Below are 23,633 nucleotides of genomic sequence, written 5' to 3'. Positions count from 1 at the left end.
GTGGACGCTACGGCTTCAAACGTATGAGATGCAAGATAATGAAGATTATGAAAAAGGAGACTATGAAAAAAGGGGATGCCATTGCTCCCCCTAAAACGACTTGCTTGGAAGCAGTTTTCGGACAGTTTCAATCCATATAACGGATGTCATGCCAGAGATCGTTGTAAAGATCCAGTGATTCTCCCAAGTCTTCTATGATACTGTAGTTCGCTAAATCATCCGCTGAATACAAGGGAGTAGTCTCCATATACTCCACCGCACTGGAATGTACTGTAGGCGGCAGGTGGAACTCATCCAGGAATTGCGCATAGATTTCGGGACGATAGATAAAATCAATGAAAGCATGAGCAGCGTCCTTGTGCGGTGCATCCTTCAGGATGACCATGTTGTCAATGTACATGGAACCGCCTTCTGGAGGCAGGAAGAAATCAATTTCATGCCACCGGCTTTCAGGAAACTCCTCATAGACGTTTTCCGGATAAGAATGAACTGCCCAGAATTCACCGCTTCCAAATGATTTCCCGAAACTCTCAGCATCAAACTTCACAAGGTTTGGCTTCCAATTTTCTATGATGTAACTTTGCGCTTCGGCAAGCTGGAGCAGGTCGGTCGTATTATTGGAATATCCCAGATGAATCAGGGCATCCCCCATCACCTCGCGCATGTCATCAAGCATGGTCATGCGTCTGGCGAAGCGTTTGTCTGCGAAAATGTCCCAGTTCCGTTCATATCCGGATGGAACCAAAGTGGTGTTGACTGCAACTCCTGCCGCACCCATGAAATAGGGAACGGAATAGAGGAAGTCCGGGTCATAGGTGGCTTTCTCATGAACCAGCTTCGTGGCATGCTTCACGTTAGGCAACTTCTCGTGATCCAGCTTTTCAAGCATATCCAGTTTTATCATGATGGAAGTGTAGTCCGCCGACGGGAAAACGATATCGTATCCCACTCGGCCGCCTCCGGCCCTCAGTTTGGCGAACATTTCTTCATTTGATGAGAAATTATCCACGATGACCTGTATGCCCGTCTCCTCGGTAAAGGCCAGCAATATACTGTCTGGCGTATAATAGGTCCAGTTGTACAAGTACAGTGCTTCACCGTTTGACTTGGGTGACGAATTCCTGGAACAGGCTGTCAGACCTGCCAGGAACGCTGCGGCCAATAGGACCGCACAGGCGACTTTGACGGAATACGTCGATCGTCGCGTGTCGTGATGCATGCTCATAGGCATTCCTCCCGCACATGATGATCGCCTCCGATGGCTAGCCCCCGGAGGAAGGTTCTGGATAAGGTCGTCCAGACGACATCCTTCAGCTATTCGCTGCTATAGTCTTGAGGAACCGCCTGAAGACCCAGGCAAGAAGCATAGTTCCCACTATCATGACAAATGAAAGCGCATTGATGACCGGTGACACCCCATAACGAATCATGGAATAAACATACAGCGGCAGTGTACCGGAGCCAGGACCGGAAACAAAGAACGTGATGACGAAGTCCTCAAGGCTCATGGTCACGCTCATTAGAAATCCGGACAGGATGCCCGGCATAATCGAGGGAACCACGACCTTCCAGAGAGTTTGGGTCTCTGATGCTCCAAGGTCACGTGCGGCTTCAATGGTGGAATAGTCGAATTCATCCAACCTCGCTCCGACAAGCAGGAACACGAAGGGCAGGTTGAACGTCGTATGGGCGACATAGATGGTGAACATGCCAAGGGGCATCCTGATCCACGAGAAGAAGATCAGCATGGAAATACCTATGATGACCTCCGGCAGTACCATGGGCAGGTAGCTGATCGTGGCTATGTATGCCTTTCCTCTGAACCGGTTCCATTTTATGCCGATGGCGGCCAACGCGCCCAGGATGGTAGCTGTCAGCCCGCTTGTCAACGCTACGACAGCGCTGTTGTAGAATGCTTTCCATAATGCGGGGCTGGAGAAGAACAGATCCCGATACCAACGCAAGGAAGGCTGCGTCCATGCCATCCCCTTGGAATCGTTGAAAGAATAAAGAACGACCACGAAAAGAGGGAGGAACAGGAAAGTGATGGTCAAGCCAAGGATGATGTTCGATGTAGAAAACCAGCGTCTTTCATTAATCCTGTGGACGCGATGGGAGCTGGATAGGTTCATGCTTTACCTCCATCGTCCTGATGATGTAGGTGGACTCTTTTTTCGACTCCCTGTTGGGTAGTGTCTTGGAGTTTTGAAGCAGCGTTCAGCTTTTCACTATGCCTGTTGCTGCTCAACATCCAGAGGACGCCAATCATGGAGAGGAAGGTGAGTACGACGCTGAATGCGGCGGCGAGAGGCCAATTGCGCGTCTTGTTGACTTGGTCTACGATGATGTTTCCAATCATGGTGGAGTCCTTGCCGCCGACAAGGAGAGGAACAGTATAGGAACCGAAAATCGGAATGAAAGTGAAGATCAGCGCGGTGACCATGCCTCCCCGGATTTGCGGAAAGAGCACCTTCACCAACGCCTGGAGTTTCGTCGCCCCCAGGTCACGGGCGGCATCGAGCAATGAAAAATCAAACTTGTCGATGGTCGTGAAAAGAGGCAGTACGGCAAAGGGAACGAACATGTATATCAAGACCAGGATGACCGAGCCTTGGGTATAAATCATCTGGAGACCTTCGTTGATGATTCCCAGCTTCATCAGCATCTGGTTGAGGAAACCTTCACGGGAGAGTATGGAAATCCATGCGTAAATCCTAATCAGGGAGTTCGTCCAGAAGGGGATGATGATGAGAAAAAGAAGCAATGTCTGGTGCTTGCTCCGTGCCATGGCGTACCCTGCTGGCAGAGCAAAGACAAAACATCCGAAGGTGGACACAATGGATATCCAGATGGTACGAAGCACGATTCTGCCGAAACTCGGATTGAACATCTGCTGATAGGCCACCAGGGAAAATTCTCCGGTGACACCACCATAGAGCCCTCTCTTGAGGAAACTGTAGATTAAGATGATCGTCAGGGGAAGTACGAAGAAAATAGTAAACCAGAGTCCCATGGGAGCGGAATATGCCAGACCCCTCCGCGCTTCGCGGCGGCTCTGCCCGCTCATGCGTCCACCACCTTGACAAGATAACCGTCCGCCGCGCTCCACGATACGTAGACACTGTCCTTCCATTCAATCTCAGGTCCATCATCCATGTAGTTCACATGTTGCTTGTAAACCTTAATCATGGCACCGTTGGTCAGCTTTACAAAGAACTTGGACTGGAAGCCAGCGTACACAGGTTCATCGACGATGCCGAGGAACTGATTGATGTCCTTGCCTGGTTTTTCCGGTACATCAGTGGTGATGCGGATTTTTTCAGGACGGATTGTGAAGTCCAGCCGTTTGCCGATTTCCTGGGGATCGACATCCGTGACCCTGATTGTTCCGCCCAAGGCGGGGACATCAAGGTTGAGCATGAATTCTCCGTCAGATGTCGGATTACAGGAGAGGACGGTACAAGGGAAGATATTGGTTTCTCCAATGAACCGTGCGACGAATTCAGTGGCAGGAGCTTCGTAAATCTCGTATGGAGTTCCGATTTGTAGAACCTTGCCATGGTTCATCACCGCTATGCGGTCTGAGACAGACAGAGCCTCACTCTGGTCGTGGGTGACATAGATGAAGGTGATGCCCACTTTGTCATGGATTTCATCAAGTTCAATGAGGAGATTCTGCCGGAGCTTTGCGTCCAAGGCGGAAAGCGGCTCATCAAGGAGAAGAACCTTCGGTTCGTTAATCAGGGCACGTGCTATGGCGACACGCTGCTTTTGCCCGCCACTCAACATGGAAGGTTTCTTGGTAATATGCTCATCCAGCTGAACCAGATGGATGTAATCACGCACCCTCCGGTCTATCTCATCCTTTGGCCTTCTGCGTATACGCAGGGGGAAAGCCACGTTCTCATATACGTTGAGGTGGGGAAAGAGCGCATAGGTCTGAAAAATCGTATTAGCCTGTCTCTTTTCCGGGGGAAGGGGCAGGATATCTGCTCCATCAAATGATACGAAACCGACATCGGGTGAATCAAAACCGGCAATAATACGCAAGAGTGTTGTCTTGCCGCAGCCGGAGGGTCCGAGAAGTGAGAAGAACTCACCTTTCTTGATATCCACGCTCACATCATCGAGCGCCAAAAAATCACCGAATTTGCGGGTGACACCCCGTGCCGTTACTTCTACACCGTTCAATCGTTTTCCCTTTCCTCCCACGGCAGAGTTCCCGGCCCCGCAGAAAACAGGGTCATCGCCTCTCACCAACAAATGGGAATATGCGGTATTTCACCAGCGATGTCAAGCAATCGTTACGTGATGAAGATGTGAAGATGTGGAAAGGAACACTTTTTCATCCTTTCGGCTGTGGAGGAAGACTGTCTTCTCGTAAGAACCGCTTGGGTTTCCGCCACCACACGGGCAATCCTTTGGGAAAGATATGTCCATCCTTCTTATGATTTTCCGTGTTTTCATTCCGATTTTTTCACGGTACTTTTCGGACAATCCATGAATAAATCATCATGATGGCATATTCCTACTTGACATGCCTGTTTGTCTAGGTTACTGTTAGTAGCGTACCCAATGAACAAAGGCCACTACATATTGTGTCCCGTTGTTTTACATGAGTTCTATATAACTCTTATATCATGACGATGGGCATTATGTTTGGTTTTCAAGATAAAGATATGCCCGGACGTGTACCTGCGTCCACGATTCCCTTTTCCTGATGGAGCAAGGGCGTGTTGTATCACCACAGGGGTTCCGGGCGGGAGGCAACATGATTCAGACTATTGTCAAGAGAGACGGACGGGTCGTCCTGTATGATGAAGCAAAGATAGCACGTGCGATATTGAAAGCTATGGAGGCTGCCGGGACTCCCGATGCCGTAAAAGCTGCGGCGGCGGTGGCCAATACTACAAGCGCCTATCTTGAAAAGAAATTTGGCAGCGAATCCCTGCCCATCGAGGGCATACAGGATGCCGTAGAGACGCAGCTGATGCACAGTGGGTATGAGGACGTTGCCAAACGCTATATCTTGTACCGTGCTGAAAGAACCCGACGCCGCGAAATGAACAGCGATCTCATGAAGATGATGGATGAGCTGACCCATGAGGATGCCATGGATAGTGACACCAAACGGGAGAACGCCAACATTGACGGAGATACCGCTATGGGCACCATGCTCAAATACGGCTCCGAATCTTCCAAGGATTACTACAACAAGTATCTTCTCGAAGATGATATACGCCAAGCATATCAGGACGGTTGGATACATATTCATGATTTTGATTTCTACGGACTGACCACCACATGTTGCCAGATTGACCTGCTGACCTTGTTCAAAGATGGTTTTTCCACCGGTCACGGTTTCCTCCGCGAACCCAATGATATCCAAAGCTATGGAGCCTTGGCCTGCATAGCCATCCAGAGCAATCAGAACGACCAGCACGGCGGACAGAGCATTGTCAATTTTGACTACGGGCTTGCTCCGGGTGTCGCCAAGACGTACCGCCGCGTGTACCGGACTAACATCCTCAAGGTACTGGAGATTCTCCAACCTTCCCTGAAGGTGAGCGGAGCTGACATGAAGAAGCTCTACAATGACTTGGAGGCACGCACTGGACTGTATCCGAAACTCGCCTCCGATGAAGCATTCCTGGCCGAGGAACGGAAACTCCTCGCTTCTCTGGGAGTCCAGTCAGATGTCATTGCCAAGGCTCAGGAATTTTCCCTTTCTCACAGCCAGGAAGAAACCGAGCGTTCGACCTTCCAGGCCATGGAAGCGTTGATTCATAACCTCAACACCATGCACAGCCGCGCAGGAGCCCAGACGCCTTTCAGTTCGATTAACTATGGCACTGACATTTCTCCGGAAGGCAGGATGGTGATGCGGGGTATGCTTCATGCTACCGATGCCGGTCTTGGCCATGGCGAAACGCCTATATTTCCCATCCAGATATTCCGTGTCAAGGAAGGGGTGAACTATTTCCCGCAGGATCCGAACTATGACCTTTTCAAGCTGGCATGCAAAGTAAGCGCAAAGAGACTGTTCCCGAATTTCAGCTTTATCGATGCTCCGTTCAACATCCAGTACTACAAGCCGGGTCGGCCGGAAACCGAAGTTTCCTACATGGGTTGTCGTACCCGTGTGATGAGCAATGTTCACGATCCGTCCCAAGAGATTGCCAATGGTCGGGGAAACCTGAGTTTCACATCGATCAACCTGCCCAGGCTTGCCATAGAGAGCCATGGCGATGAGAAGGTCTTTTTCGGCAAGCTCAAGGACATGATGGACTTGGTAATCCGCCAACTGAACGCTCGTTTTGAGATTCAGGCGCGCAAGCACATCCGTAATTTCCCGTTCCTTATGGGACAAGGAGTATGGCTGGATTCCGAGAAAGTAGGCTACGATGACGAGCTGCGCGAAGTACTCAAGCACGGCACTCTTTCCGTCGGTTTCATCGGTCTTGCCGAGACTTTGATGAGTCTCTACGGGCACCATCACGGGGAAAGCGACGAAATGGAACAGAAGGGTCTGGCCATCATCAAGTTCATGCGTGATTATGTGGATGCGCTTGCCCAGGCAACCAAGATGAACTACAGCTTGATTGCCACTCCCGCGGAAGGTCTTTCCGGACGTTTCGTGAAGATTGATCGCAGGAAGTATGGTTTCATCCCCGGCGTCACCGACAGGGACTACTATACAAACAGTTTCCACATCCCCGTGTGGCATGAGATTTCCGCGTTTGAGAAAATCAAGAAAGAAGCTCCCTTCCATGCGTTGACCAACGGAGGTCATATTTCCTATGTGGAACTGGACGGAGACACTGTACGGAACGTAGAGGCTTTCGAGAAAATCATCCAGGCGATGCATGATGCCGGCATCGGATATGGGTCAATCAACCATCCTGTGGACAGGGATCCTGCCTGTGGGTATAACGGGATTATCGGCGACACCTGCCCGCAGTGCGGACGTCAAGAAGGAGACGGACAGCCGAACTTCGAACGCATCAGACGCATCACCGGGTATCTGGTCGGGACGCTGGAACGTTTCAATAATGGCAAGCGTGCCGAGGAACATGATCGTGTGAAGCATTCCCTTTCGTCTTCTTCGGAGAAGCGTTATACCTTCTGAGGATGTTGCATGGCCGCTAAAAGAGAACTTGGCTTCGTGGAACTGACCACTTTGGGCAAAGGAACCATTGAGCTCGCGGGTTTTGTCGATGACAGCATCGTTGATGGGCCGGGGCTACGGGTAACGGTCTTTGCCCAAGGGTGTCCCCATGCCTGTCCCGGTTGCCATAATCCCGAAACATGGACATCAGGCGTGGGACGTGAAATGACTGTCACCGATATTTACGAGCGCATTCACCGCAACCCTCTGTTCACTGGCGTCACGTTCTCTGGTGGAGATCCTCTGTTCCAGCCGTCTGGTTTTGCTGACCTTGCCACGCTCTGCAAGGCAGGAGGCTACGAGGTGGCGTGCTATACCGGATGGACTTTTGAAGAACTTCAAGAAAGGATGAAAAATGAGCCCGATGTCCGCCGGCTTCTTGAGCATGTCGATGTCCTGATTGACGGTCGGTTCGTCCGTGAGCTAAGATCCCTTTCTGCTGCATGGCGGGGTAGTACGAATCAGCGTATACTCAATGTCCCGGAATCCTTGCTCGCGGGTGAAGCGGTTCTTGAAAGTTCCGCCCGCTGGACTTGAACTAAATGTAATTTAAATGTGTGCGATTCTCCACATTATGTATCATCACAAAATGACGGTTCCTGTGTAATATTATAAGATGTAAGGAGAAACACAGATGATAAAAACCATTTCAATCGTGTGCCTTGTCCTTGGCATCCTGTTCGGTGTGTTTGGCGTTACAGCCGTCATGTTCAGCCAAACGGCCATGGTATCAAAGCCTTATGTCTACGAGAGGTGTAACGCTCCCTTTAGCATACAGTTTTCCGTTGGCAGTTCCATGATGTATGCTCAGCGGATGCAGAATGCACTGCCTCTGGCGGTCATCGGCACGGGCTCAATTGTCGGAGGTATTCTTTTTCTGTTCATGAGCCTGTACGCTTCCGTAGAGCAGCGCAAAATGGAAATGCGTGATAAGATGCGTCGTTTCCATGGATGCAAAAAGCCGCAGGATGTTCCTGTCACCGACAGAATGACACCGCTTGACGGAGAAGTCGAGCATGATGGGCAGAATCCAGGCACCAGTATCTGAGAACATCAGATGAGCTTGCGTGGCTCAGTCGTGTGGTGAGTCGTAGAGTGGAGGAAGTTTCTCCGGCCATGGGCAGAGAGCGTACAACGGACAGTTGTGGCATTGGGGCTTCCTTGCCGTGCAACAGTTTCGGCCAAAAAGATTCAAGGTCATAGAGAACCGGTACTGCATGTCTGGGGGCAGAAGCTCCTTCATCTGTTGTTCTATGATTTCTGGCCTCGCGCTGGTGACGAGTTCCAGCCGCTGGGAGACTCTCCCGAAGTGTGTGTCAACGATGATGACGGGTTGACCATAGACCTCACCCAGAACACAGCTTGCCGTCTTGCGTCCGACGCCGGGAAGGGCAGTCAGTTCCTCCATGGTAGAGGGTATCCAGCCTCCGTAGGTTTTCTGAAGGATGGTGGCGCAGTCGATGATGTGACGTGCCTTGGTATTGAAATGTCCAGTCGAGCGGATGATCTCTTTTACTTTATTGATGTCTGCGCCTGCCAGGGAACGCACGTCGGGATATGTTTCGAAAAGCACGGGAGCTATCTTCAGTACTTGGGCGTCCGTCGTCTGTGCCGACAGGATGACCTGAATGAGGAAACGGAAGGGAGAGGATGGATCCAAAAAGAGTATTTTCTGCGGACTTGATGCATCCAGCAGGCGGGCTATTTCCTTTGCTCTGTCTTTTTTCTGTGCAAGGTCCTCGTTCATGGGAAAAGCATACCAATATCCTCTTGACCTCACAAGTGGCGGTCTATATACTCGAACAGGTTTAGGACATCGGTTTTACTGATGTCCCTGAATTTCGGGGCGTTGCCTAGCGGCCATGGCACCTGCTTTGGGAGCAGGATATCGGAGGTTCGAGTCCTCTCGCCCCGACTTTGCATGATGACATCCTGCATGGTTTTCTTTTCAGAAAAAGATACTTGTTACTTTCTTCCCGCCCGAAATATTATAAAATCTAGATAGAAGTACAAGGGGGATAAGTATCATGGTATCTTTTATCGATCATATCCATATCACCGTCAGGGATATCGGAATTTCCGAATCATTCTATAACAAATTTCTTCCTTTAGTGGGGTTTGATCTTAGGGACAAGGAATATGCCCAGGTTCCTGAACATGCCTATGAACTAATCGAGTATAATTCCGCTTCGTTTTCTTTTGGTATTGTGAGTCCGCGCGCTGAATATCTGGATGACTGTGTTTCTCGACGTCGTCCGGGGGCAGTTCATCATGTTGCTTTCGGAACAAGAGAGAAGGTTGACGTCGATTCAATATTCTCTGCTGTCCAGTCGATTCCTAATGTCCGCATCATTAATAAACCGTGCTTTTACCCTGAATATTGTGACGATTATTATGCCTTTTTCTTTACGGACTGTGATGGCATAGAGCTTGAGGTCGTCAATTATTCCCGAACATCGAGAATCGGTAGTTCATTGGCATGAGAGAAACGTGTTGTCTGTGCCATACTCTCCTGAATGACAGGTTGCAAACGCTACATTTTGGAAACGAATCATTGACTAACGGAGTGTCTATAGTGTATGGTAGCAACGTTGCATTGGGAGGCTTTCAAACACTCCTGCAACGCTAACGATTTCGCGGTCGTGGTGGAATTGGTAGACACGCCAGCTTGAGGTGCTGGTGGCCGAAAGGCTGTGCTGGTTCAAGTCCAGTCGTCCGCACTCTTTATAAATCCTTGCTATACCACAAGTTAGCAAGGATTTTTTTATGCCAAAAATCCCTGTTAATCACCATTCTGTCTCCCAGCTGGCAAGGAAGGGGGAATTAATTCTCTTGGCTTTAAAGAGGAACATGGCCTCAAGGAACTTGCTGAACCTTTCTGGATATGGGGGAAATGTCCTTATGTGCGCGACAAGCTTCTGGACGATTCTGAGAAGTGGGGCAATGAACTTTCCTATTCTGCGTCATATCTATGCGCCTGTACAGGAATGCGAGCCGGTGAGATACGGGCTTTCAAGGTTGAGTGTGTTCATCCTGATCATCTGGTGGTCAAATACTCCTGGGATGAGAAGTCTGTACCGTAAGATGAGAGAAATAGGGATTACCGAAGAGGAGCGCCAGGAGCGCGGTCTGTCATTCCACAGCTGGCGTCATTTCTTCAACACCAGGCTCATTGCATCTGGAGTACAGAGGGCGGTCACCAGAGCCGTCGTCGGCCATGAATCGGAAAAGATGACAGAACACTACCTGCACCTCCAGCCAAGCGACATGGAGACTGTCATGAAGGTGCAGGGGGAGATAGGGGGGCGAACCCTGTATTTTTCTTCATCCTGAATATCTCCGCCTTCATAAGCCGAGATATATCGGATTGGATCTCGTGATCCTATGAACCACTCCAAAGACCACAAAATTTATTGTTGTGGTCTTCGAAAATGAGATAAGAATTCTATGTCTCAAAATGCTAAGAGGAGCTGGTATCCCGCTGATGGTTCTGATTGAATGGTCGAACCGCTACCACAATGATTCCGATGAAGCTCAGGAAGAAGCCCCACCCAAAACCACCATTATATCCTTTTTTTATATTCATTGATCGGGTAATTAACCCACAAATTATCCCTAGGATAATTGCAAACACAAAGCCCATATGTTTCTCCTCCTATTGGTATTAAAAAACTTACAAGTAGATTATAAAATGAGTTAATCTTTCTCTTATTCTTCTGAGATCAAATCGTAGAATGTTTTTTTCGCAATAATTGAAAGCCCATATCCTTCACTGATGAACTTCTCTGTTCTAATATGCTTACTGAATTTTTTTCAACAAGTTTGCTCCGTGTGAATGAGGATGAGTTACTAAAAGGCTAAGCTAAGGATGTTAAAAATTACATTACACCCAAAAAGAATAGAAAGCAATAAAATATGTAAGATTGACATATTATAAAAGAATAAAAGAATATTCATCTTACACGTTGCCTACGTGTAAAATCATATATTACGCAAGCGCTTTACTCATGCAGCTCTCAGGAGCCCTGATTCCCCATGAATCCATCATGGTGGAAAGGGTGATTTTTTGTGTTTCATTACACGCCAGGACACGGCACAATTGTACAATCCAAAAATTTTTGACAGAAAATCCAGCATTTTGACAGTGAAATCCAACTGAAAATGACAATTTTTCCGTGTTATAGCGTGTTTAAAACTGTTTTATCGTGTGTTTAAACAGGGTTTAATAATGAAAAACTGGCCACCGCGTCCGGTGACCAGTAAACCATTGTAGAAGACGGCTGCCTGATTCTGATCTACTTCTACATTATGGTTGATGAAACGATGCCACCTGTTCTCCCCGGTGGCCCAGCAGTCACTCCCTTTCAGCAGCTTATCGGACTTTCCACTGTCCAGCTGATTGATTTCAACCAGCATCATTATTTGGGTTTCAGACTGTGCCGGAATCGAACCGGACATACCAACAGCCTGAGTAAATAATATCAGATTTCAGTTATCGCCTTCCATTTTTTTGCTCCTCAGAACAGCATGAGCTGCTCTTCATCAATCTTTTCGATTTCTCCTGTCGACATTGGCAAATCCCGTTCGAATACAGGGAGATTGCAGACCTCCCGTTCTACCAGGTAATCAAAGGCGTCCGGCCAGGGAACCGTATGGCCGAAGTGACCATCCTTGATAAGTAGCGTTGTTGACACTTCCAGGATGTTTGCTAGTTCTTCTATCCGGAGATCAGTAGGGATATGTAAGTCTTTGAGTCCGTAGTAGTCCTGAGGCGCGTCTTCGTAGATATCCGAATTCTCCGATATATAGATGTCTTTTTCTGATACGTGACTGTTTACATAGTGTTGGAATGCCCAAAACTGCCGTTTAATCTGCGGTTGATTTTCTAAAAACTCGACGATTGAAAACCATGGAATTCTATACTCTCCACAGACCATCACCGCATCGAGCCTATAACGTGTAATAGCATAATATACTTGGAATCCAGAGACTTTCAGAAGCCGGGCGACATCCTTCGGCTTATAGAAAATGTGCCCTTCTCGGGCACGCTGTTGCAGCAGAGCTTTAAGTGAAAGGCTGGGGGGGAGTGGTGGAAAAAGTTCTTGTTGCAACAGCATTTTTTCTCCTGTATCAGATTGTCGAGAAGTCGAGGTTTACTAATGCATATGAACTGTCAGAATCCTTGCGTTTACGCAGCCTGAAACACTGCTTGCTGCTGATGACTTTTGTCGAGTCACTGATGATGTCCATTGCTTTCTTCCAACGGGGATCTTCTATGTTGTAACTCCGAAGTTCCAAGATTCTTTTGACATCGAGCTTTCCCTGTTTGACTCTGAAAGCCTTGCTCACCAGAATTCTAAGATCCGCCGCGGCATCCTTGGTGATGTCAGTCAGGTACTCATCGATAAGCTGCTTGGCTACATGAATACCTTCTGTGAAGTCAAGGCTGTCACTCATGGCCAGCAGGATCTGCGTGGATCCATCGAAGGAGGTCAGGGATAGATTTCCCTTCGCTCCACCGATGTTTACGCCATGCTGCTCCCCAGCGATCCGGACAAACTCATTGATGTCTGCCATAGCTTCTGCCTTGGCGTTTTCCATCTTTTGCTGGAGTTCAATCAGCCGGTCCTCGATCTTCTCAATCACCTGATCCCTGAGCTGATCAATCTCCTTGATCGCTTCGATGGGTACCAGTTCATTCTTTGCGTTCACCGCATATGTCTTGCCGTCACTTACCTGTGTTTTCATTTCAGTTTCTCCTTCTCGTATTTAGCTGTTCGGTTGATCCATCCGATTACCTTTCTCAGCTCATTTGGGTCGAGCCACTCCAGTGAAATTTTATCAAAGTTCTTCTGCATGAAACCTAACAGCCGGGATTCCCATGCAGCGCCCAGGACTACCGGAGCCCGGATTCTGATATGCCTGATAGTTCCGTATTTTGCTCTCCGGGTTTCCCCCTCAGGCGATACCCTGGGATATGCCTTGCTGAAACCGACGCGGTCGAAGAAGTCAGCGACCTTGACAAGTCTCTTGTCATCCATGAATGCGCAGGTGTCAGTTCCTCCCAAGGCTTTCAGGATTCCCCTGTATGCAAAGTCACTGAGCTCCACACCTTGGCGAGCAGGATGATCCGGACATGTCTCTTCGAAGAACAGCCGACCGCAGACAGGGCAGGTGAGAACCCTGGACTTGGCCATGTGGATTTTTGCGAGTAACGCATGCCTGTTATTCATTTTTTCCTTTCCTGATGGATGATTGGTCGATTGGAAAACTTGCTACAGAACCTGTAGAGAGGGACTTTCCCTTTGCGTCCAATGCAAACCAGATGACCTTCTCTGAGCCATGTCCGACACAGCGTAGCAGCATGAATCCTTTCGACTGACGCTATACGGGCAAGGTCTGAAGGATCAAATGTCCCAAGGATTTTGGCAGCCGACCACGTTTGGTCAGCCTTAGCACCTTCAACCTTGTATTTGTATGTCGCGATGTATACGCCTTCAGAATGGGATATGACTCCCCTGATGCGAAGCTGCCGAAGAGTTTCGACAAGAATTTCACGCCGAATGTCAGGGAATACCTTCAGAAGGGCATCAAGTCCGGTTTCTCTCTTTGCTTCAATGAACTTCTGTATCTGCCGGGCAAGGACGGAAGTGCCAAAAAGTACCTCACGTTCTTTTTGTCCTATAAGCATCCAGGACCTCCTCTGTCAGTGTTTCGTATCCGCTTGCATTCATTGCCTTGACCAGATGCTGCGCATCATTGACCAGGACACGAAAGTCCCTGTTCGCCCGGCTCAGCAGTATCTTGCAGACCTGAAGAGAATCCCTGATATCCAAGCCAACGGCCTCAAGATAGAACATGGCTACATCTGCGGTATTGAGAGGTTTGAAGGATATCTGGGGTTTTCTGACACGGCTCTTCAATCGGGGGAGGCTTTCCATTTTTGCGGTAAGAGACTCTTCTCCGACAAGTAGCAACGGAACTCCACAGTACTCATTGATGTTGCGCAAGGCTTCGATGTAGCGAATCGGCATACGATCCACTTCATCCAGGATGATGACTTTCCTGTATATGCTGGTTGCTTCTTTGATCAAAGCCAGGTTCTTTTCAAAGGTGCGCTGGCAAAAGCCCATGAGTGTACTGGCAATCTGCTTGCAAAGAGCCGTAAGTGTATACCCCTCCATGTAGAGGACATAATGTGCTTGATCCACGGTAGCACCTATGTGCTGTACGGTAGATGTCTTCCCGTATCCGGCAGCACCGGTAATCATCCCGATGCTTGCATTCAGCGTAGTCGCAGGATCCAGCAAGTCCTGAACCAAGGCATCCGTAGCCAGCACATTCTGCGTATGAATGAAAGCTGTTGGGTCAACACGAAGAATTCCGGTCTGTTTTTCCTCCCCGGTGAAATCTCCTAGAACCCCTATTTTCCCCATCTTGTTTACAATCTGAGGCTCCAGGATGTCCCAGTTCGGGTATTCATGACTTTTTATCCTGCTGATGGCAGCTTTCCCTAACGGAGGATCAAGCAGTTCCCCCACTTGCTGTAACGTCATCCCACTGATTTCCAAAGCTTCGGCTAATGTCATTTCGCACCTCCTGCTAATTTCTTGTACGTAATCCAATACGTCTCATTCTTCTTGTATTCTTCAGAAGCCTCATAACTCTGAAGAAAATCACAATCTTGTTGGGAAAGCTTGTTCCCAAGGGCTATCTGATCCAGACACCATTGATATCTCTCATGGCGGGAGGCATGGAGGACTGGGAAGGCAACGACTGCCCGTGCCATCCGTTCCTGTTCCTCAACCTGTTTCTTGAACTCCTCGTTGCTGAGGTCCGGCAGTTCATTCTGGATGACCTGAGCACGTTTCAAAGCCGGGCCCATGGGGCTTTTCAGGACAACTCCCCCAATGGGCGCTGTCAGACGTTTAAACGCTTCGCGGACCGCTGCCATCTGCTGTCTCTTTTGTGAAATTGCCTGGACCATCTTCTCGTCATCCAGCATCTCAACAGCCTGGACAGCTTTGAGTGGACGTACAGAGTTGTCTATAACGGCATAGGCATAATCAAGGTTGTGCTTGTTGTAACGGATCTCAACAGTCTTACCGTCATGACGCCACAACCCCACATCCGCCAGTAAACCATTCTCTGTCCGCAGGTCTTCTCCGATGAACTGAACGCCATCGACCAGGACACGGCCACGCTCGACTTTCCTTCTGACACGCTCGAAGAGAATCAGGTCGACTACTTCATGCTCAAAGAATCGCGGCTGCCATCCAGCCCTGAACTTCTGTTCCAGCTTCTGCAAGGGAGCCATGCCCAAGGTGGCATGGATGTTGTTTTCATATGCTTGCAGCTCTTCAACGACCACCAGCATGAACTCTTCTTGCGTGAGCAGTTCGTGATGGTTCTTCTGTTTCTCCAGCCGGGCGCGTTCAGCTTCATCGACTGCTGCCGTTGCGCCAGGTGTTGCGACACGACCGGGGAGCATCCGTCCTTCCAGGCGTTTCTCAAGTGTCCTGAAGAACCTCTCAATGTCCTTTGCTTTGGCATTCCTGACATTGGCAAAGATGCGCCGGTGCTTGCGTCTCCACTCTTCAGGGGAGCGGGCAGTATCCAGGACATCACCATCTTCATTGGTCACAACAAAGATGCCTTCAGGAGTCTTGTAGAGGTCGCTCATATCGGCTGCATTCATCTGAAGCTGGAGCAGGTCGTCAATGATGCTGTTGATTGCCTTGGAGCATTCTGAGGAACCGTTGTCGTTATAGGTACAGTCAAAAGCTCCAAAGCGATAGAGGCCGAGCCTGAGGGATTCCTTGACGGTATCACTGGAATAGGTCTTGTCGAAGGCTATGCCATAGATCAGTTTTGTACACATATCGAGCCAGAGATAGCACTGCGGTCTCCGGATTTCTCCGGCTTCATAGTCAGCAACCCACCAGTCGAAAATGTGCTGATCCCCAATCACTATCTGGAAAGGCAGGAGTGCATCCGCATCCCTTGTGATGTAGAAGTAGTTGTCCAGGGCTCGGTTGCCACCACGGGCATACGCTACCAGCAGATGGTCTACTTTTCCCAGGAGATTGAATGCAGAAGAGCGGCTGCCTATTTTCCACCCCTCCTGGACGGCTTTCAATTGAAGGGCTTTCCATGCGGTCTGCTTACTGCATTCCCCGACTTCACGGATTGCCTGGAGCCAGTAGCCTTTGATGTAGGCGGAGGCTTCAGGATCGAATGCGGATGTGCGGTTGAGTCCTTGCGATTTATCCAGCAGGATTCCGGTCTCCGCTTCTTTTGCAATCCGATAGACAGAAGTCTCTGACACGTCATGCAGGGAGGCGAGGGAGCGCACCCATTCAGCTTTCTTCATGCCTGTGGGCTTCTGCTTGAACTGTGTCGCTATGGCAAGCCTTTTGCGTTGTGTATCGGTCAGCTTGCCAAGAGACAGTTTTGACTGGACGATGACCTGAGCCGATGGGGTGAGGGAGGACAGCATCTGTGATACCGGCACGATGGCTCCGGCCTTGGCAAGTTTGGTCTGCCAGTCGGGAGGCAGGGATGGTACATAGATTTCTATGGACTTCCCGTCTTTCTTCCTTATCTGGAATTCTTTCTTTGCCCTGAGTTGTACAGTACGGACGGTCAGTCCCACTGCATGGGCGATTGTCTTTGCATCGGTCCACATTATGATACCGCCTCCCACGTTTTTGCTGAGGTGGGGCGGTTGTACATGGAAGAGAACAGCTCGGAGAACCATTCAGCTTTGTTCTCCAGTTCCTCCCAAGAGGTGAAGTTCAAGGCTCTGGCAATTTTTTCCTGCAAATCCCTTGCAACGGTTTTCCTTAGGAGAATTTGGTTGAGCGCGGGAGGCGTGCATCCGATACGGCGAGCCAGTTCAGTCTGACTCAATCCCTTTTCTCCCAGTATGAGGACTGTGTAGGTATGGATATATGATTTAGTTCTTTTCATGGGAGGCTTCTCCTTATATCGGCATGGATTCCGTTGTAATATCACGATATGAATGCTGTTGAATGTTTAGAGCGTCTGATTGCTGTTTTGTTTCCACCTTCAGAAGAATGGGACTATCAATGGATGCCAGATTTTGATTGGCGGAATGTAAAGGATGATGCGAAACAAGATACCGCATTGCTTGAAAAGCATAAGAAGACCTTGGATGCCCTGATTGTACGTGCGCTGAATAATCTTCCTCACACCACTGAGGTGAAAGGATTGTCCGTTGAGGAGCAACAGGCATTGAGATATCGGCTGGAGCTTGCTTGCGGCCTGATGCAAGCCTGTTTTTCAAATCCAAGGAATTCTCATTTTTTGGGTGATGATGAACTTTTATGTGGTGCAATAAGTGCATCGGTTCTTTTACAGCTTGAGTATTTTTCATCTTTACGCCTCGTCTTTGGTCTGCGGATGGAAGGTGAAACGGGCGAGTATTGATTTCCTATATTCTTTGTATTTTCGATGAGGCTTATGTCTGCAAGATATCCATAGGTCGATATAGGTTCTTAAAACAAAACACTCTTTATATAAAAAGCTACGTCTTCTGCTAATTGCTTTTAAGTTTCTCGCGCGAATGCGCCGATCTTCATTTTTGGCCATGCTTATCAGAAAACTGTTGAATTTAGTTTCCCTTTCTGGGTCTTCTGGGCGTAACGAGTTGATAAAGCTGTCAATAGCCTGTCTTTTTTTTCTGTTCATTTAAATTGCCTCCTCGGCATACAGCCGTGTCATGTCTGCCAAAGCCTTGGCGACATGTTTTCTTTCTCCTTCAGGGAAGTCCTGAAGCATTTTCTCAACGACCAAAAAAGCGTGAGCTTGTTTGTTTACTGGAATGCCTGGATAGGCGACCGGTTCTATCTTTTTCTGGATTTCAGCAAAGTGGACGACATCATCAGCCGATGCAAATGTGATGCGTGATGTCAAAGTCTCGTAGTATGCGGCATCGAACAGATCGAGCTGCTCGAAGCGTTTACGCTTTGAAATGTCCAGAAGTTTCTGGCCTTTCATCTTCTCCCGATAATATTGCTCGCATGCGGCAGTCCAGCCGTCTGGCCGCCATTCGGGGAACGTAGGTTTTAATTGTTTGATCAGGGCTTCGAATTCTTCTATTTGGATGGCCTTGAGTTCTTCTGATGTAAGAAGTCGATTTTCTTCTGGAAGATAGAATTTAAGCCAACGTTGGGCGGTACGTAAGGACAGACCGATATCTTCGCAATATTGCTCCCATGGACTTAACCTCGCGACATCTTGTCGTGAGGTTAGGTCTGTACGGGTACCGGATTTTGCCAAAGCTTCGCGTGCTGCATAGATTTCCCTGACTAGATCCAGAGTCACCCTGTTGTATAGGGTTACAAGGTTTTTTCCTGTAGTGACCGCAGTGGCATAATCCCATGCCTTGACTGTTGTCGCTAATTCTTTCCCCTTTGCCATGTTCTCTCCTTGCGCTCGTAGATTACGTGCGTTATGATGATTTCAGTTTATTTATTAACCGAATTTAGAATAAGTCGTAATATCGATAATGTCAATCGAAATTATGAATATTAATCGAAATAATGACTAGGAAGAGTAGATGGTTGGCGATAGGTTAAAGCAGGCACGAAATGAAATGAGACTTTCTCAAATGCAATTGGCAAAGGAATTGGGCCTGGCTCAGTCAACTTATGCGAAATATGAATTAGGTGGAGCCATACCGGAACCTGTCATGCAGTTTTTAGCTCAACGACAATTTAACCTCCACTGGCTCATCACCGGCCAAGGCTCCATGTACCTGGATGGCAGCGGGACCGATACTCTTGAACCCATCGCGGCATCGACCTTTATCACACCCAAAGGAAAGACCTACGCAGTCACCATCGCTGAAGGTGTCGTCTCCGTGCCCATCCTCACGCAGCGCGTATCTGCCGGACCCGGTCAGGAGTTCCTCCCGGCAGATATCACAGAAGAAAGGCTGCCGGTTCTGGAGCGCTTTGTCAGGATGTACCCGAAGGAATCACTTTTTGCTGCTGAAGTCCGGGGAGACTCCATGACGGGCATCCAGCTCTTCGATGCTGACCTGGTTATCTTTGTCCGGGAGCAGGTGGAAGGTGATGGCATCTATGTGCTGTCGGTTGATGGGGAAGTCTTCGTGAAAAGAGTAGAGTTCGACCCGTTCGACAAGAAACTGACCATCCGCTCGGAGAACGAACGCTATGCCCCCAGGGAGGTTGAAGCGGACAGGGTGGAGCTTCTGGGCAAGGTCGTGGGATGGCTGCACCACCATCCGTATTGAGCCAAGTGATTATGATCATAGGGAAGGCTGTAGGAAGATTCATAATGTATTGGTGAGGGGCTTATAGGAGAAACGAGAAAAGAATGCAGAAGACAATCAATGGTGTGATGTATGATATGGAAACTGCTATGTGTGTCGATGAGTTTTGTATCGGTCGCACAACCCAATCGTATCTTTGGCAACTCATAATGGTCTCTCCAGAAGGGGAATTTTTCTTGGTCTTTACAGAGGCGAATTCAATCGAAGAACTATATCCTATTTCGGCGATAACGGAAGGAGAGATTATTGCACTTACCAAAGGGGATGCAAAAAACAGATTGGAAACAAAACACTGGCAATGGGAAAAGGGGAGATTCAATGAGTTTATTGCAGCGCATATCAAAGAGTTTCTTGAAGAACAAAAAGAAAATCAGTAACGAAAAGAATGGTATGGACCATAAGGTTTCTACTACCAAAGATCAAGCTACAGATTCCGGTTTAATTAAGATTGAGTCCAGATTTCTTGGAAGAATCCAAGATGGGGTATGTTGTGAGATTTTGTTCACTGATGAAAAATCAAATTACTTCCTTGGTTATGAATTCCGACGTGATCTCTCCTCCGAATTTCGCTACATCGTAGAATTTAATTTTGAGCTTGCAGCAAGCTGGTATGAACTGGAGCATGGGGAAGGGACATTTGCTAAAAAATATAAAGCTTCTTGGGAAATATGATAATAGTTTTCTATAGATCCTCGTATGAGGGATTGAATATAAAGGATTTGTACTTCTGAGATAGTGCAAAGTAGGAGATTCTTGTGTATACACCGATTTTGAGATGGAAACGAGGAGAACAGAAAGCTCTCGAAATGCTTGCTGATGAGATCAAAGAAAAAATCATTCCCGTGCTTTCATTATCTGCCACTACACATCTTCCTAAGTTTAGCCAAGATGTGGCAAGGATATGGGGCAGAAAACCGTATTTTGTTTATTTTGAACAGGATTGGTTTAATTCAATTGAAGAAGATGGGCCAGAGTTTGCAGCAAAGGTGTATGCAACATGTGAACAAAACTACAAGCTTCTAGATCAAGTTTATGCAATTCCTGTTTTTGATTTGACAAACGAATATTCAATTGAGCATTGGCAAAAACAGCATACAGGAGATGATATTGCTGTCCGAATTGCTAGAAATGAGTTTGGAGATATTGAAGGAACTCTGAACAAGATTATATCTACGACCAGCAATAGAAATTCTACATATTTGTTATTGGATTTGGAAAGTGTGGACACAGGGAATCTGTTTGCAAAGGAAGCCGTGCTCAAGGGAGCTTTGGCTGATATTGATTTTCCCGATGAATACAAGGCGATTATTATTGCAAGCAATTCTTTTCCTTCGTCTTTTTCGAATCTTGAACAAGGAAAAATATATGCCTTTGATCGTCATGAAGTCAAAATTCATGATTTAGCAAAACGCTTATCTCAAAAATGGAAGTTTAACTATTTCTTTGCTGATTATGGTCCGACGGATTTAAGTGATACGGTGTTCATTATTGGTATGTCCCCGAATTTCAAAATTAAATACACCGGATTGGACAAGTATTATTACATCAAAGGGGTGTCAGTTAAGCGCGGAGGTTTGGACTTTGAACAAGTTCGGGAACTCTGCCGTGTGTTAGTTGCAGCAAAAGATACTTATTCTGGAGAAACTTTTTCTTGGGCAGATTCAGAAATAATGAGAATTGCCCGATCCTCTTCAGCTGAAAACACAAAGACAGGCAATCTAACAACATGGGTTAGTTATGGGTTCAATCACCACATGACCTTCATAGTTTGGGAACAGCATTGAAGATTTAACAAATACAACATGACAGAGCAAGCCTTTCATTGCTCTGTCATGTTGTTCTCCAGTCTAGTCTATGCTTCAGAGTCTCACGCGTAAAATTTTTTATCGTTGATAAATCAAATTGAGTAGCTATCATTTGCCTCAAAACACGTCGATTTTTTCCAGAATATCCTTTAATTCCATTGTTCTTCAGGAATGCTTTTAGTTCTTCATACCACAATAAATCGAGAAGAGCCTGTGCATCAACCTTGGGATTCAGCGTTGCTGGTCTTACTTTTCGAATTATTACTTTTCCGTCTTTCTTCTCACAAGCTGAATAAATTCCCCACCATTCTGGTACGATAGAATCAATCGTTTCAGAAAACTTTTTCCCAATCACTATATAGACTTCATCAAATGTCTGGTCATAATATATTTGTTGGGATCCTAAACGTTCCAAAGTATCGGCATCGCTTTTTATTTCATAGCCACACAATTTTCCGTTTGCCACCGCGACATCAACTCTTGCAAAGCCATCACATACAGCCATTTCTGGAATCATTCTATATTCAGTATTTTTATTTTTTTTTGCAATGATTTCAAAAAGGGAAGCTCTGATATCGATGTCTTTCAGCATAGGTATCTGCCTCCATCTAGTTTTATTTTTAATACTATTTAAGTATACGAAACTTAGTATCTCATGTCGAGTAACATACTCTAATTCCTTCTGTTAGATTTCATTCATCCTCCGTGTCGTACCATTTCGGCATGGAGGATTTTTTATGGACACATACATTTTGCCGCAGCTTCTCGTTCTGATTCCATTCCTGATGGGGCTTGCACAGGTCATCAAGCCGTACCTGGCCGATGATGCGAAACCGAACATCATCAAGAATACTCTCAAGAGTACCAAGCGGATTCCCTACATCCTGTGGATCATATCCGTGTTGATCAGCACAGCGTATGGATTCATCTATAATTCCGGGTATGCCGGAGGACTGGACAAGGCTATCTATGCCGTCCTTATCGTCGGTATCCTGCATGGCTCTGTCGTAGCCTGGACGGCCATGGGGCTGTACGACACGGCCAAGGCCGCAAAGGTCTAAGTATGGGTATTCTCGAAAAAATTCTGGGAGGGGCAGTCATGTTCCTCCTGGCTGCGCTCGCATATTTCCGGGCACGGCTGAAAAGCAAGGACTCCCAGATATCCACCCTGAAAGGGCAAGTCGTCCATGAACAAAAGCAGAGCGAGATTCACCAAACGGCTCAGGAGACTGTCCAGGCAGTTATCCAGCAACAACAGCAGATTATCCAAGAGCAGCAGGAAGAGGAGGAGCTCATACATGAAGCGGTCACGGATGAAGACCTTATTTCTATTGGCAACGAGCTTATTGATAGTTGGAATTCTCGCATCGTGCCAGACAGTCCCGAAGACTGAACCGCTTGAGGTGCCGCCCCTTGCCGCTGTGCGTCCTCAGCGTCCTGTGCTGGAAAAGCTGCCGGAAGGGAATACCTCAGAAGCCCTGCGGCTCCAGACCATCAACGTGACACGTCTCATGGGCAGCATCGAGCTGTGGGAAAAGTACGATGAGATCCGCAATGAGTACTACCAGACGGTCATCAGGATAATCCAGCGTTGAACACCTATTTAAACGCTGCTGAACCATTAGATTCCGGTGTTTAAACTCTTGTTAAACTATCAGCATTAGGGGGCATCCATGGAGTTCATGTCGCTAGTGAACCAGCTCGGTACCGTGCCGATTCTCATCCTGCTGGTAGTCATATTCATTCTTCTGTTCAAGGAGAACAAGAAGGCGAACGAAAGCCTTTCCCGGACGATCAGTTCGTTGAAGGACGACGTGCGCAAGCAACTGGAAGCTGCGGACGCCCGGAACGAGGAGCGGAACAAGAAACAAGATGAGGTCATTGAAACGCTCAACAAGCGTGTCAGCTATGTGGAACAGAACTATGCTGACAAGGCGTATGTACAGGAGAGCTTCGGCGGCTGGCGCACCGAGATACGGGAACTGGGGAAACGCATGGACAGATTCATCTTTGACCTGACAAGGAGAGAGAAGCAATGAGCGCACAAGATCAGGTTTTTCGGGGGGATCTCCTCCAGTTCCTGAACAACATCTACCCGTCGAAGGCAGCCGAGACCAGCATCATCGCGGCTTACTTCCAGTACCAACGCCCGGCGGTCATCCAGAAGGCGCTGAACTACCTGTCTGACTCCGGGTACATCGAAAAGATAGAACGCAAGCATCCTTTCCGACCGCTTGAAAAAGTCTTCTTTTACAAGATCGAACCCAAGGGCATCAACCTGCTGGAACACGCGATTACGGACGCGGGTGTGACCGTCATCGACGAAAGGACGCTGTGA

General features: G+C 47.9%; 30 protein-coding genes and 2 tRNA genes. 17 read left to right on the top strand and 15 right to left on the bottom strand.

Annotated features, from left to right (window positions below):
* Nucleotides 1–127 precede the first annotated feature (127 nt).
* The 4 genes from SPICO_RS04385 to SPICO_RS04370 form a co-directional block, all read right to left on the bottom strand.
* Complete coding sequence (locus tag SPICO_RS04385) at nucleotides 128–1,225, bottom strand: extracellular solute-binding protein (protein ID WP_013739470.1); 1,098 nt, start codon at nucleotides 1,223–1,225, stop codon at nucleotides 128–130.
* 85 nt (nucleotides 1,226–1,310) lie between these two features.
* Complete coding sequence (locus SPICO_RS04380; protein WP_013739469.1) at nucleotides 1,311–2,132, bottom strand: ABC transporter permease; 822 nt, start codon at nucleotides 2,130–2,132, stop codon at nucleotides 1,311–1,313.
* The gene (locus SPICO_RS04375) at nucleotides 2,129–3,067 is read right to left on the bottom strand and encodes an ABC transporter permease (RefSeq protein ID WP_013739468.1); all 939 of its coding nucleotides are present in this window, start codon (nucleotides 3,065–3,067) and stop codon (nucleotides 2,129–2,131) included. The genes SPICO_RS04380 and SPICO_RS04375 overlap by 4 nt, the downstream gene beginning before the upstream one ends.
* A complete protein-coding gene (locus tag SPICO_RS04370; protein WP_013739467.1) occupies nucleotides 3,064–4,212 on the bottom strand; it encodes an ABC transporter ATP-binding protein in 1,149 nt (382 codons plus the stop codon). The genes SPICO_RS04375 and SPICO_RS04370 overlap by 4 nt, the downstream gene beginning before the upstream one ends.
* A 559-nt stretch (nucleotides 4,213–4,771) precedes the next feature.
* Here SPICO_RS04370 and SPICO_RS04365 point away from each other — a divergent pair.
* The 3 genes from SPICO_RS04365 (at nucleotide 4,772) to SPICO_RS04355 (ending at nucleotide 8,216) form a co-directional block, all read left to right on the top strand.
* Entirely contained in the window at nucleotides 4,772–7,129 is a 2,358-nt protein-coding gene (locus SPICO_RS04365) for an anaerobic ribonucleoside triphosphate reductase (RefSeq protein ID WP_013739466.1), read from the top strand.
* A gap of 9 nt (nucleotides 7,130–7,138) precedes the next feature.
* Nucleotides 7,139–7,705, top strand: a complete 567-nt coding sequence (gene nrdG / locus SPICO_RS04360) for an anaerobic ribonucleoside-triphosphate reductase activating protein (protein WP_013739465.1) — start codon at nucleotides 7,139–7,141, stop codon at nucleotides 7,703–7,705.
* A gap of 97 nt (nucleotides 7,706–7,802) precedes the next feature.
* The gene (locus SPICO_RS04355; protein WP_013739464.1) at nucleotides 7,803–8,216 is read left to right on the top strand and encodes a hypothetical protein; all 414 of its coding nucleotides are present in this window, start codon (nucleotides 7,803–7,805) and stop codon (nucleotides 8,214–8,216) included.
* A gap of 24 nt (nucleotides 8,217–8,240) precedes the next feature.
* On the opposite strand, the gene SPICO_RS04350 is transcribed toward SPICO_RS04355, so the two are convergent.
* Nucleotides 8,241–8,915 (bottom strand): endonuclease III domain-containing protein, encoded by a 675-nt coding sequence (locus tag SPICO_RS04350; RefSeq protein ID WP_013739463.1) that lies wholly within the window; start codon nucleotides 8,913–8,915, stop codon nucleotides 8,241–8,243.
* A 95-nt stretch (nucleotides 8,916–9,010) separates the two neighbouring features.
* On the opposite strand from SPICO_RS04350, the gene SPICO_RS04345 reads away from it, so the two are divergent.
* The 4 genes from SPICO_RS04345 to SPICO_RS04330 all read left to right on the top strand — a co-directional run bounded on the left by SPICO_RS04345 (nucleotide 9,011) and on the right by SPICO_RS04330 (nucleotide 10,501).
* A tRNA-Pro gene (locus SPICO_RS04345) sits at nucleotides 9,011–9,083 on the top strand.
* 112 nt (nucleotides 9,084–9,195) lie between these two features.
* The gene (locus SPICO_RS04340; protein WP_013739462.1) at nucleotides 9,196–9,651 is read left to right on the top strand and encodes a VOC family protein; all 456 of its coding nucleotides are present in this window, start codon (nucleotides 9,196–9,198) and stop codon (nucleotides 9,649–9,651) included.
* 153 nt (nucleotides 9,652–9,804) lie between these two features.
* A tRNA-Leu gene (locus SPICO_RS04335) sits at nucleotides 9,805–9,888 on the top strand.
* A 223-nt stretch (nucleotides 9,889–10,111) separates the two neighbouring features.
* Nucleotides 10,112–10,501 carry a tyrosine-type recombinase/integrase gene (locus SPICO_RS04330; RefSeq protein ID WP_169310050.1) on the top strand — a complete coding sequence of 130 codons (390 nt, stop codon included), beginning with the start codon at nucleotides 10,112–10,114 and terminating at the stop codon, nucleotides 10,499–10,501.
* An 867-nt stretch (nucleotides 10,502–11,368) separates the two neighbouring features.
* Here the strand turns inward: SPICO_RS04330 and SPICO_RS10370 are convergent.
* Genes SPICO_RS10370 through SPICO_RS04285 form a run of 8 tightly spaced genes read right to left on the bottom strand, consistent with a single transcriptional unit; the run spans nucleotide 11,369 to nucleotide 17,140 of the window.
* On the bottom strand, nucleotides 11,369–11,626 hold the full coding sequence (locus SPICO_RS10370) for a hypothetical protein (protein WP_013739459.1): 258 nt from the start codon (nucleotides 11,624–11,626) through the stop codon (nucleotides 11,369–11,371).
* A gap of 59 nt (nucleotides 11,627–11,685) precedes the next feature.
* Nucleotides 11,686–12,285, bottom strand: coding sequence for a helix-turn-helix domain-containing protein (locus tag SPICO_RS04315; protein WP_013739458.1), 600 nt, complete (start codon nucleotides 12,283–12,285; stop codon nucleotides 11,686–11,688).
* Nucleotides 12,286–12,298: 13 nt separating this feature from the next.
* On the bottom strand, nucleotides 12,299–12,916 hold the full coding sequence (locus SPICO_RS04310; protein ID WP_013739457.1) for a DUF3164 family protein: 618 nt from the start codon (nucleotides 12,914–12,916) through the stop codon (nucleotides 12,299–12,301).
* Complete coding sequence (locus SPICO_RS04305; RefSeq protein ID WP_013739456.1) at nucleotides 12,913–13,401, bottom strand: phage protein GemA/Gp16 family protein; 489 nt, start codon at nucleotides 13,399–13,401, stop codon at nucleotides 12,913–12,915. The genes SPICO_RS04310 and SPICO_RS04305 overlap by 4 nt, the downstream gene beginning before the upstream one ends.
* The gene (locus SPICO_RS04300; RefSeq protein WP_013739455.1) at nucleotides 13,398–13,859 is read right to left on the bottom strand and encodes a hypothetical protein; all 462 of its coding nucleotides are present in this window, start codon (nucleotides 13,857–13,859) and stop codon (nucleotides 13,398–13,400) included. The genes SPICO_RS04305 and SPICO_RS04300 overlap by 4 nt, the downstream gene beginning before the upstream one ends.
* Nucleotides 13,834–14,757 carry an AAA family ATPase gene (locus SPICO_RS09725; RefSeq protein ID WP_013739454.1) on the bottom strand — a complete coding sequence of 308 codons (924 nt, stop codon included), beginning with the start codon at nucleotides 14,755–14,757 and terminating at the stop codon, nucleotides 13,834–13,836. Before SPICO_RS09725 ends, SPICO_RS04300 begins: the two co-directional genes overlap by 26 nt.
* Nucleotides 14,754–16,856 carry a transposase domain-containing protein gene (locus SPICO_RS04290; RefSeq protein WP_013739453.1) on the bottom strand — a complete coding sequence of 701 codons (2,103 nt, stop codon included), beginning with the start codon at nucleotides 16,854–16,856 and terminating at the stop codon, nucleotides 14,754–14,756. The genes SPICO_RS09725 and SPICO_RS04290 overlap by 4 nt, the downstream gene beginning before the upstream one ends.
* Nucleotides 16,856–17,140, bottom strand: a complete 285-nt coding sequence (locus SPICO_RS04285; RefSeq protein ID WP_013739452.1) for a helix-turn-helix transcriptional regulator — start codon at nucleotides 17,138–17,140, stop codon at nucleotides 16,856–16,858. The genes SPICO_RS04290 and SPICO_RS04285 overlap by 1 nt, the downstream gene beginning before the upstream one ends.
* A gap of 48 nt (nucleotides 17,141–17,188) precedes the next feature.
* On the opposite strand from SPICO_RS04285, the gene SPICO_RS04280 reads away from it, so the two are divergent.
* On the top strand, nucleotides 17,189–17,620 hold the full coding sequence (locus tag SPICO_RS04280) for a hypothetical protein (RefSeq protein WP_041395057.1): 432 nt from the start codon (nucleotides 17,189–17,191) through the stop codon (nucleotides 17,618–17,620).
* Between the two features lie 261 nt (nucleotides 17,621–17,881).
* Here the strand turns inward: SPICO_RS04280 and SPICO_RS04275 are convergent, their stop codons facing one another.
* Complete coding sequence (locus tag SPICO_RS04275) at nucleotides 17,882–18,613, bottom strand: hypothetical protein (RefSeq protein ID WP_013739449.1); 732 nt, start codon at nucleotides 18,611–18,613, stop codon at nucleotides 17,882–17,884.
* Nucleotides 18,614–18,752: 139 nt separating this feature from the next.
* Between SPICO_RS04275 and SPICO_RS09720 the strand changes: the two genes are divergently transcribed.
* From SPICO_RS09720 to SPICO_RS04255, 4 genes are all read left to right on the top strand, one after another.
* Nucleotides 18,753–19,451 (top strand): LexA family transcriptional regulator, encoded by a 699-nt coding sequence (locus tag SPICO_RS09720; RefSeq protein ID WP_013739448.1) that lies wholly within the window; start codon nucleotides 18,753–18,755, stop codon nucleotides 19,449–19,451.
* An 83-nt stretch (nucleotides 19,452–19,534) separates the two neighbouring features.
* Entirely contained in the window at nucleotides 19,535–19,867 is a 333-nt protein-coding gene (locus tag SPICO_RS04265) for a hypothetical protein (protein ID WP_013739447.1), read from the top strand.
* Nucleotides 19,809–20,162: a hypothetical protein gene (locus tag SPICO_RS04260; protein WP_013739446.1), complete on the top strand. Its 354-nt coding sequence runs from the start codon at nucleotides 19,809–19,811 to the stop codon at nucleotides 20,160–20,162. Before SPICO_RS04265 ends, SPICO_RS04260 begins: the two co-directional genes overlap by 59 nt.
* Before the next feature lie 83 nt (nucleotides 20,163–20,245).
* Complete coding sequence (locus tag SPICO_RS04255) at nucleotides 20,246–21,274, top strand: beta family protein (protein WP_013739445.1); 1,029 nt, start codon at nucleotides 20,246–20,248, stop codon at nucleotides 21,272–21,274.
* Between the two features lie 46 nt (nucleotides 21,275–21,320).
* On the opposite strand, the gene SPICO_RS04250 is transcribed toward SPICO_RS04255, so the two are convergent.
* A complete protein-coding gene (locus SPICO_RS04250; RefSeq protein ID WP_013739444.1) occupies nucleotides 21,321–21,887 on the bottom strand; it encodes a sce7726 family protein in 567 nt (188 codons plus the stop codon).
* A 145-nt stretch (nucleotides 21,888–22,032) separates the two neighbouring features.
* Between SPICO_RS04250 and SPICO_RS04245 the strand changes: the two genes are divergently transcribed.
* From SPICO_RS04245 to SPICO_RS04225, 5 genes are all read left to right on the top strand, one after another.
* Nucleotides 22,033–22,356, top strand: coding sequence for a hypothetical protein (locus tag SPICO_RS04245; protein ID WP_013739443.1), 324 nt, complete (start codon nucleotides 22,033–22,035; stop codon nucleotides 22,354–22,356).
* A gap of 38 nt (nucleotides 22,357–22,394) precedes the next feature.
* Entirely contained in the window at nucleotides 22,395–22,688 is a 294-nt protein-coding gene (locus SPICO_RS04240) for a hypothetical protein (RefSeq protein WP_041395053.1), read from the top strand.
* A gap of 10 nt (nucleotides 22,689–22,698) precedes the next feature.
* Nucleotides 22,699–22,890, top strand: coding sequence for a hypothetical protein (locus SPICO_RS04235; protein WP_041395051.1), 192 nt, complete (start codon nucleotides 22,699–22,701; stop codon nucleotides 22,888–22,890).
* Between the two features lie 87 nt (nucleotides 22,891–22,977).
* Nucleotides 22,978–23,334 (top strand): hypothetical protein, encoded by a 357-nt coding sequence (locus SPICO_RS04230; protein WP_148229000.1) that lies wholly within the window; start codon nucleotides 22,978–22,980, stop codon nucleotides 23,332–23,334.
* A complete protein-coding gene (locus SPICO_RS04225; protein ID WP_013739440.1) occupies nucleotides 23,331–23,633 on the top strand; it encodes a hypothetical protein in 303 nt (100 codons plus the stop codon). Before SPICO_RS04230 ends, SPICO_RS04225 begins: the two co-directional genes overlap by 4 nt.

This window comes from Parasphaerochaeta coccoides DSM 17374, assembly GCF_000208385.1.
In the GTDB taxonomy this organism is placed as follows: domain Bacteria; phylum Spirochaetota; class Spirochaetia; order Sphaerochaetales; family Sphaerochaetaceae; genus Parasphaerochaeta; species Parasphaerochaeta coccoides.
Note: the sequence above shows the minus strand (reverse complement) of the source record. Positions and strands in the feature narration are given on the sequence as shown.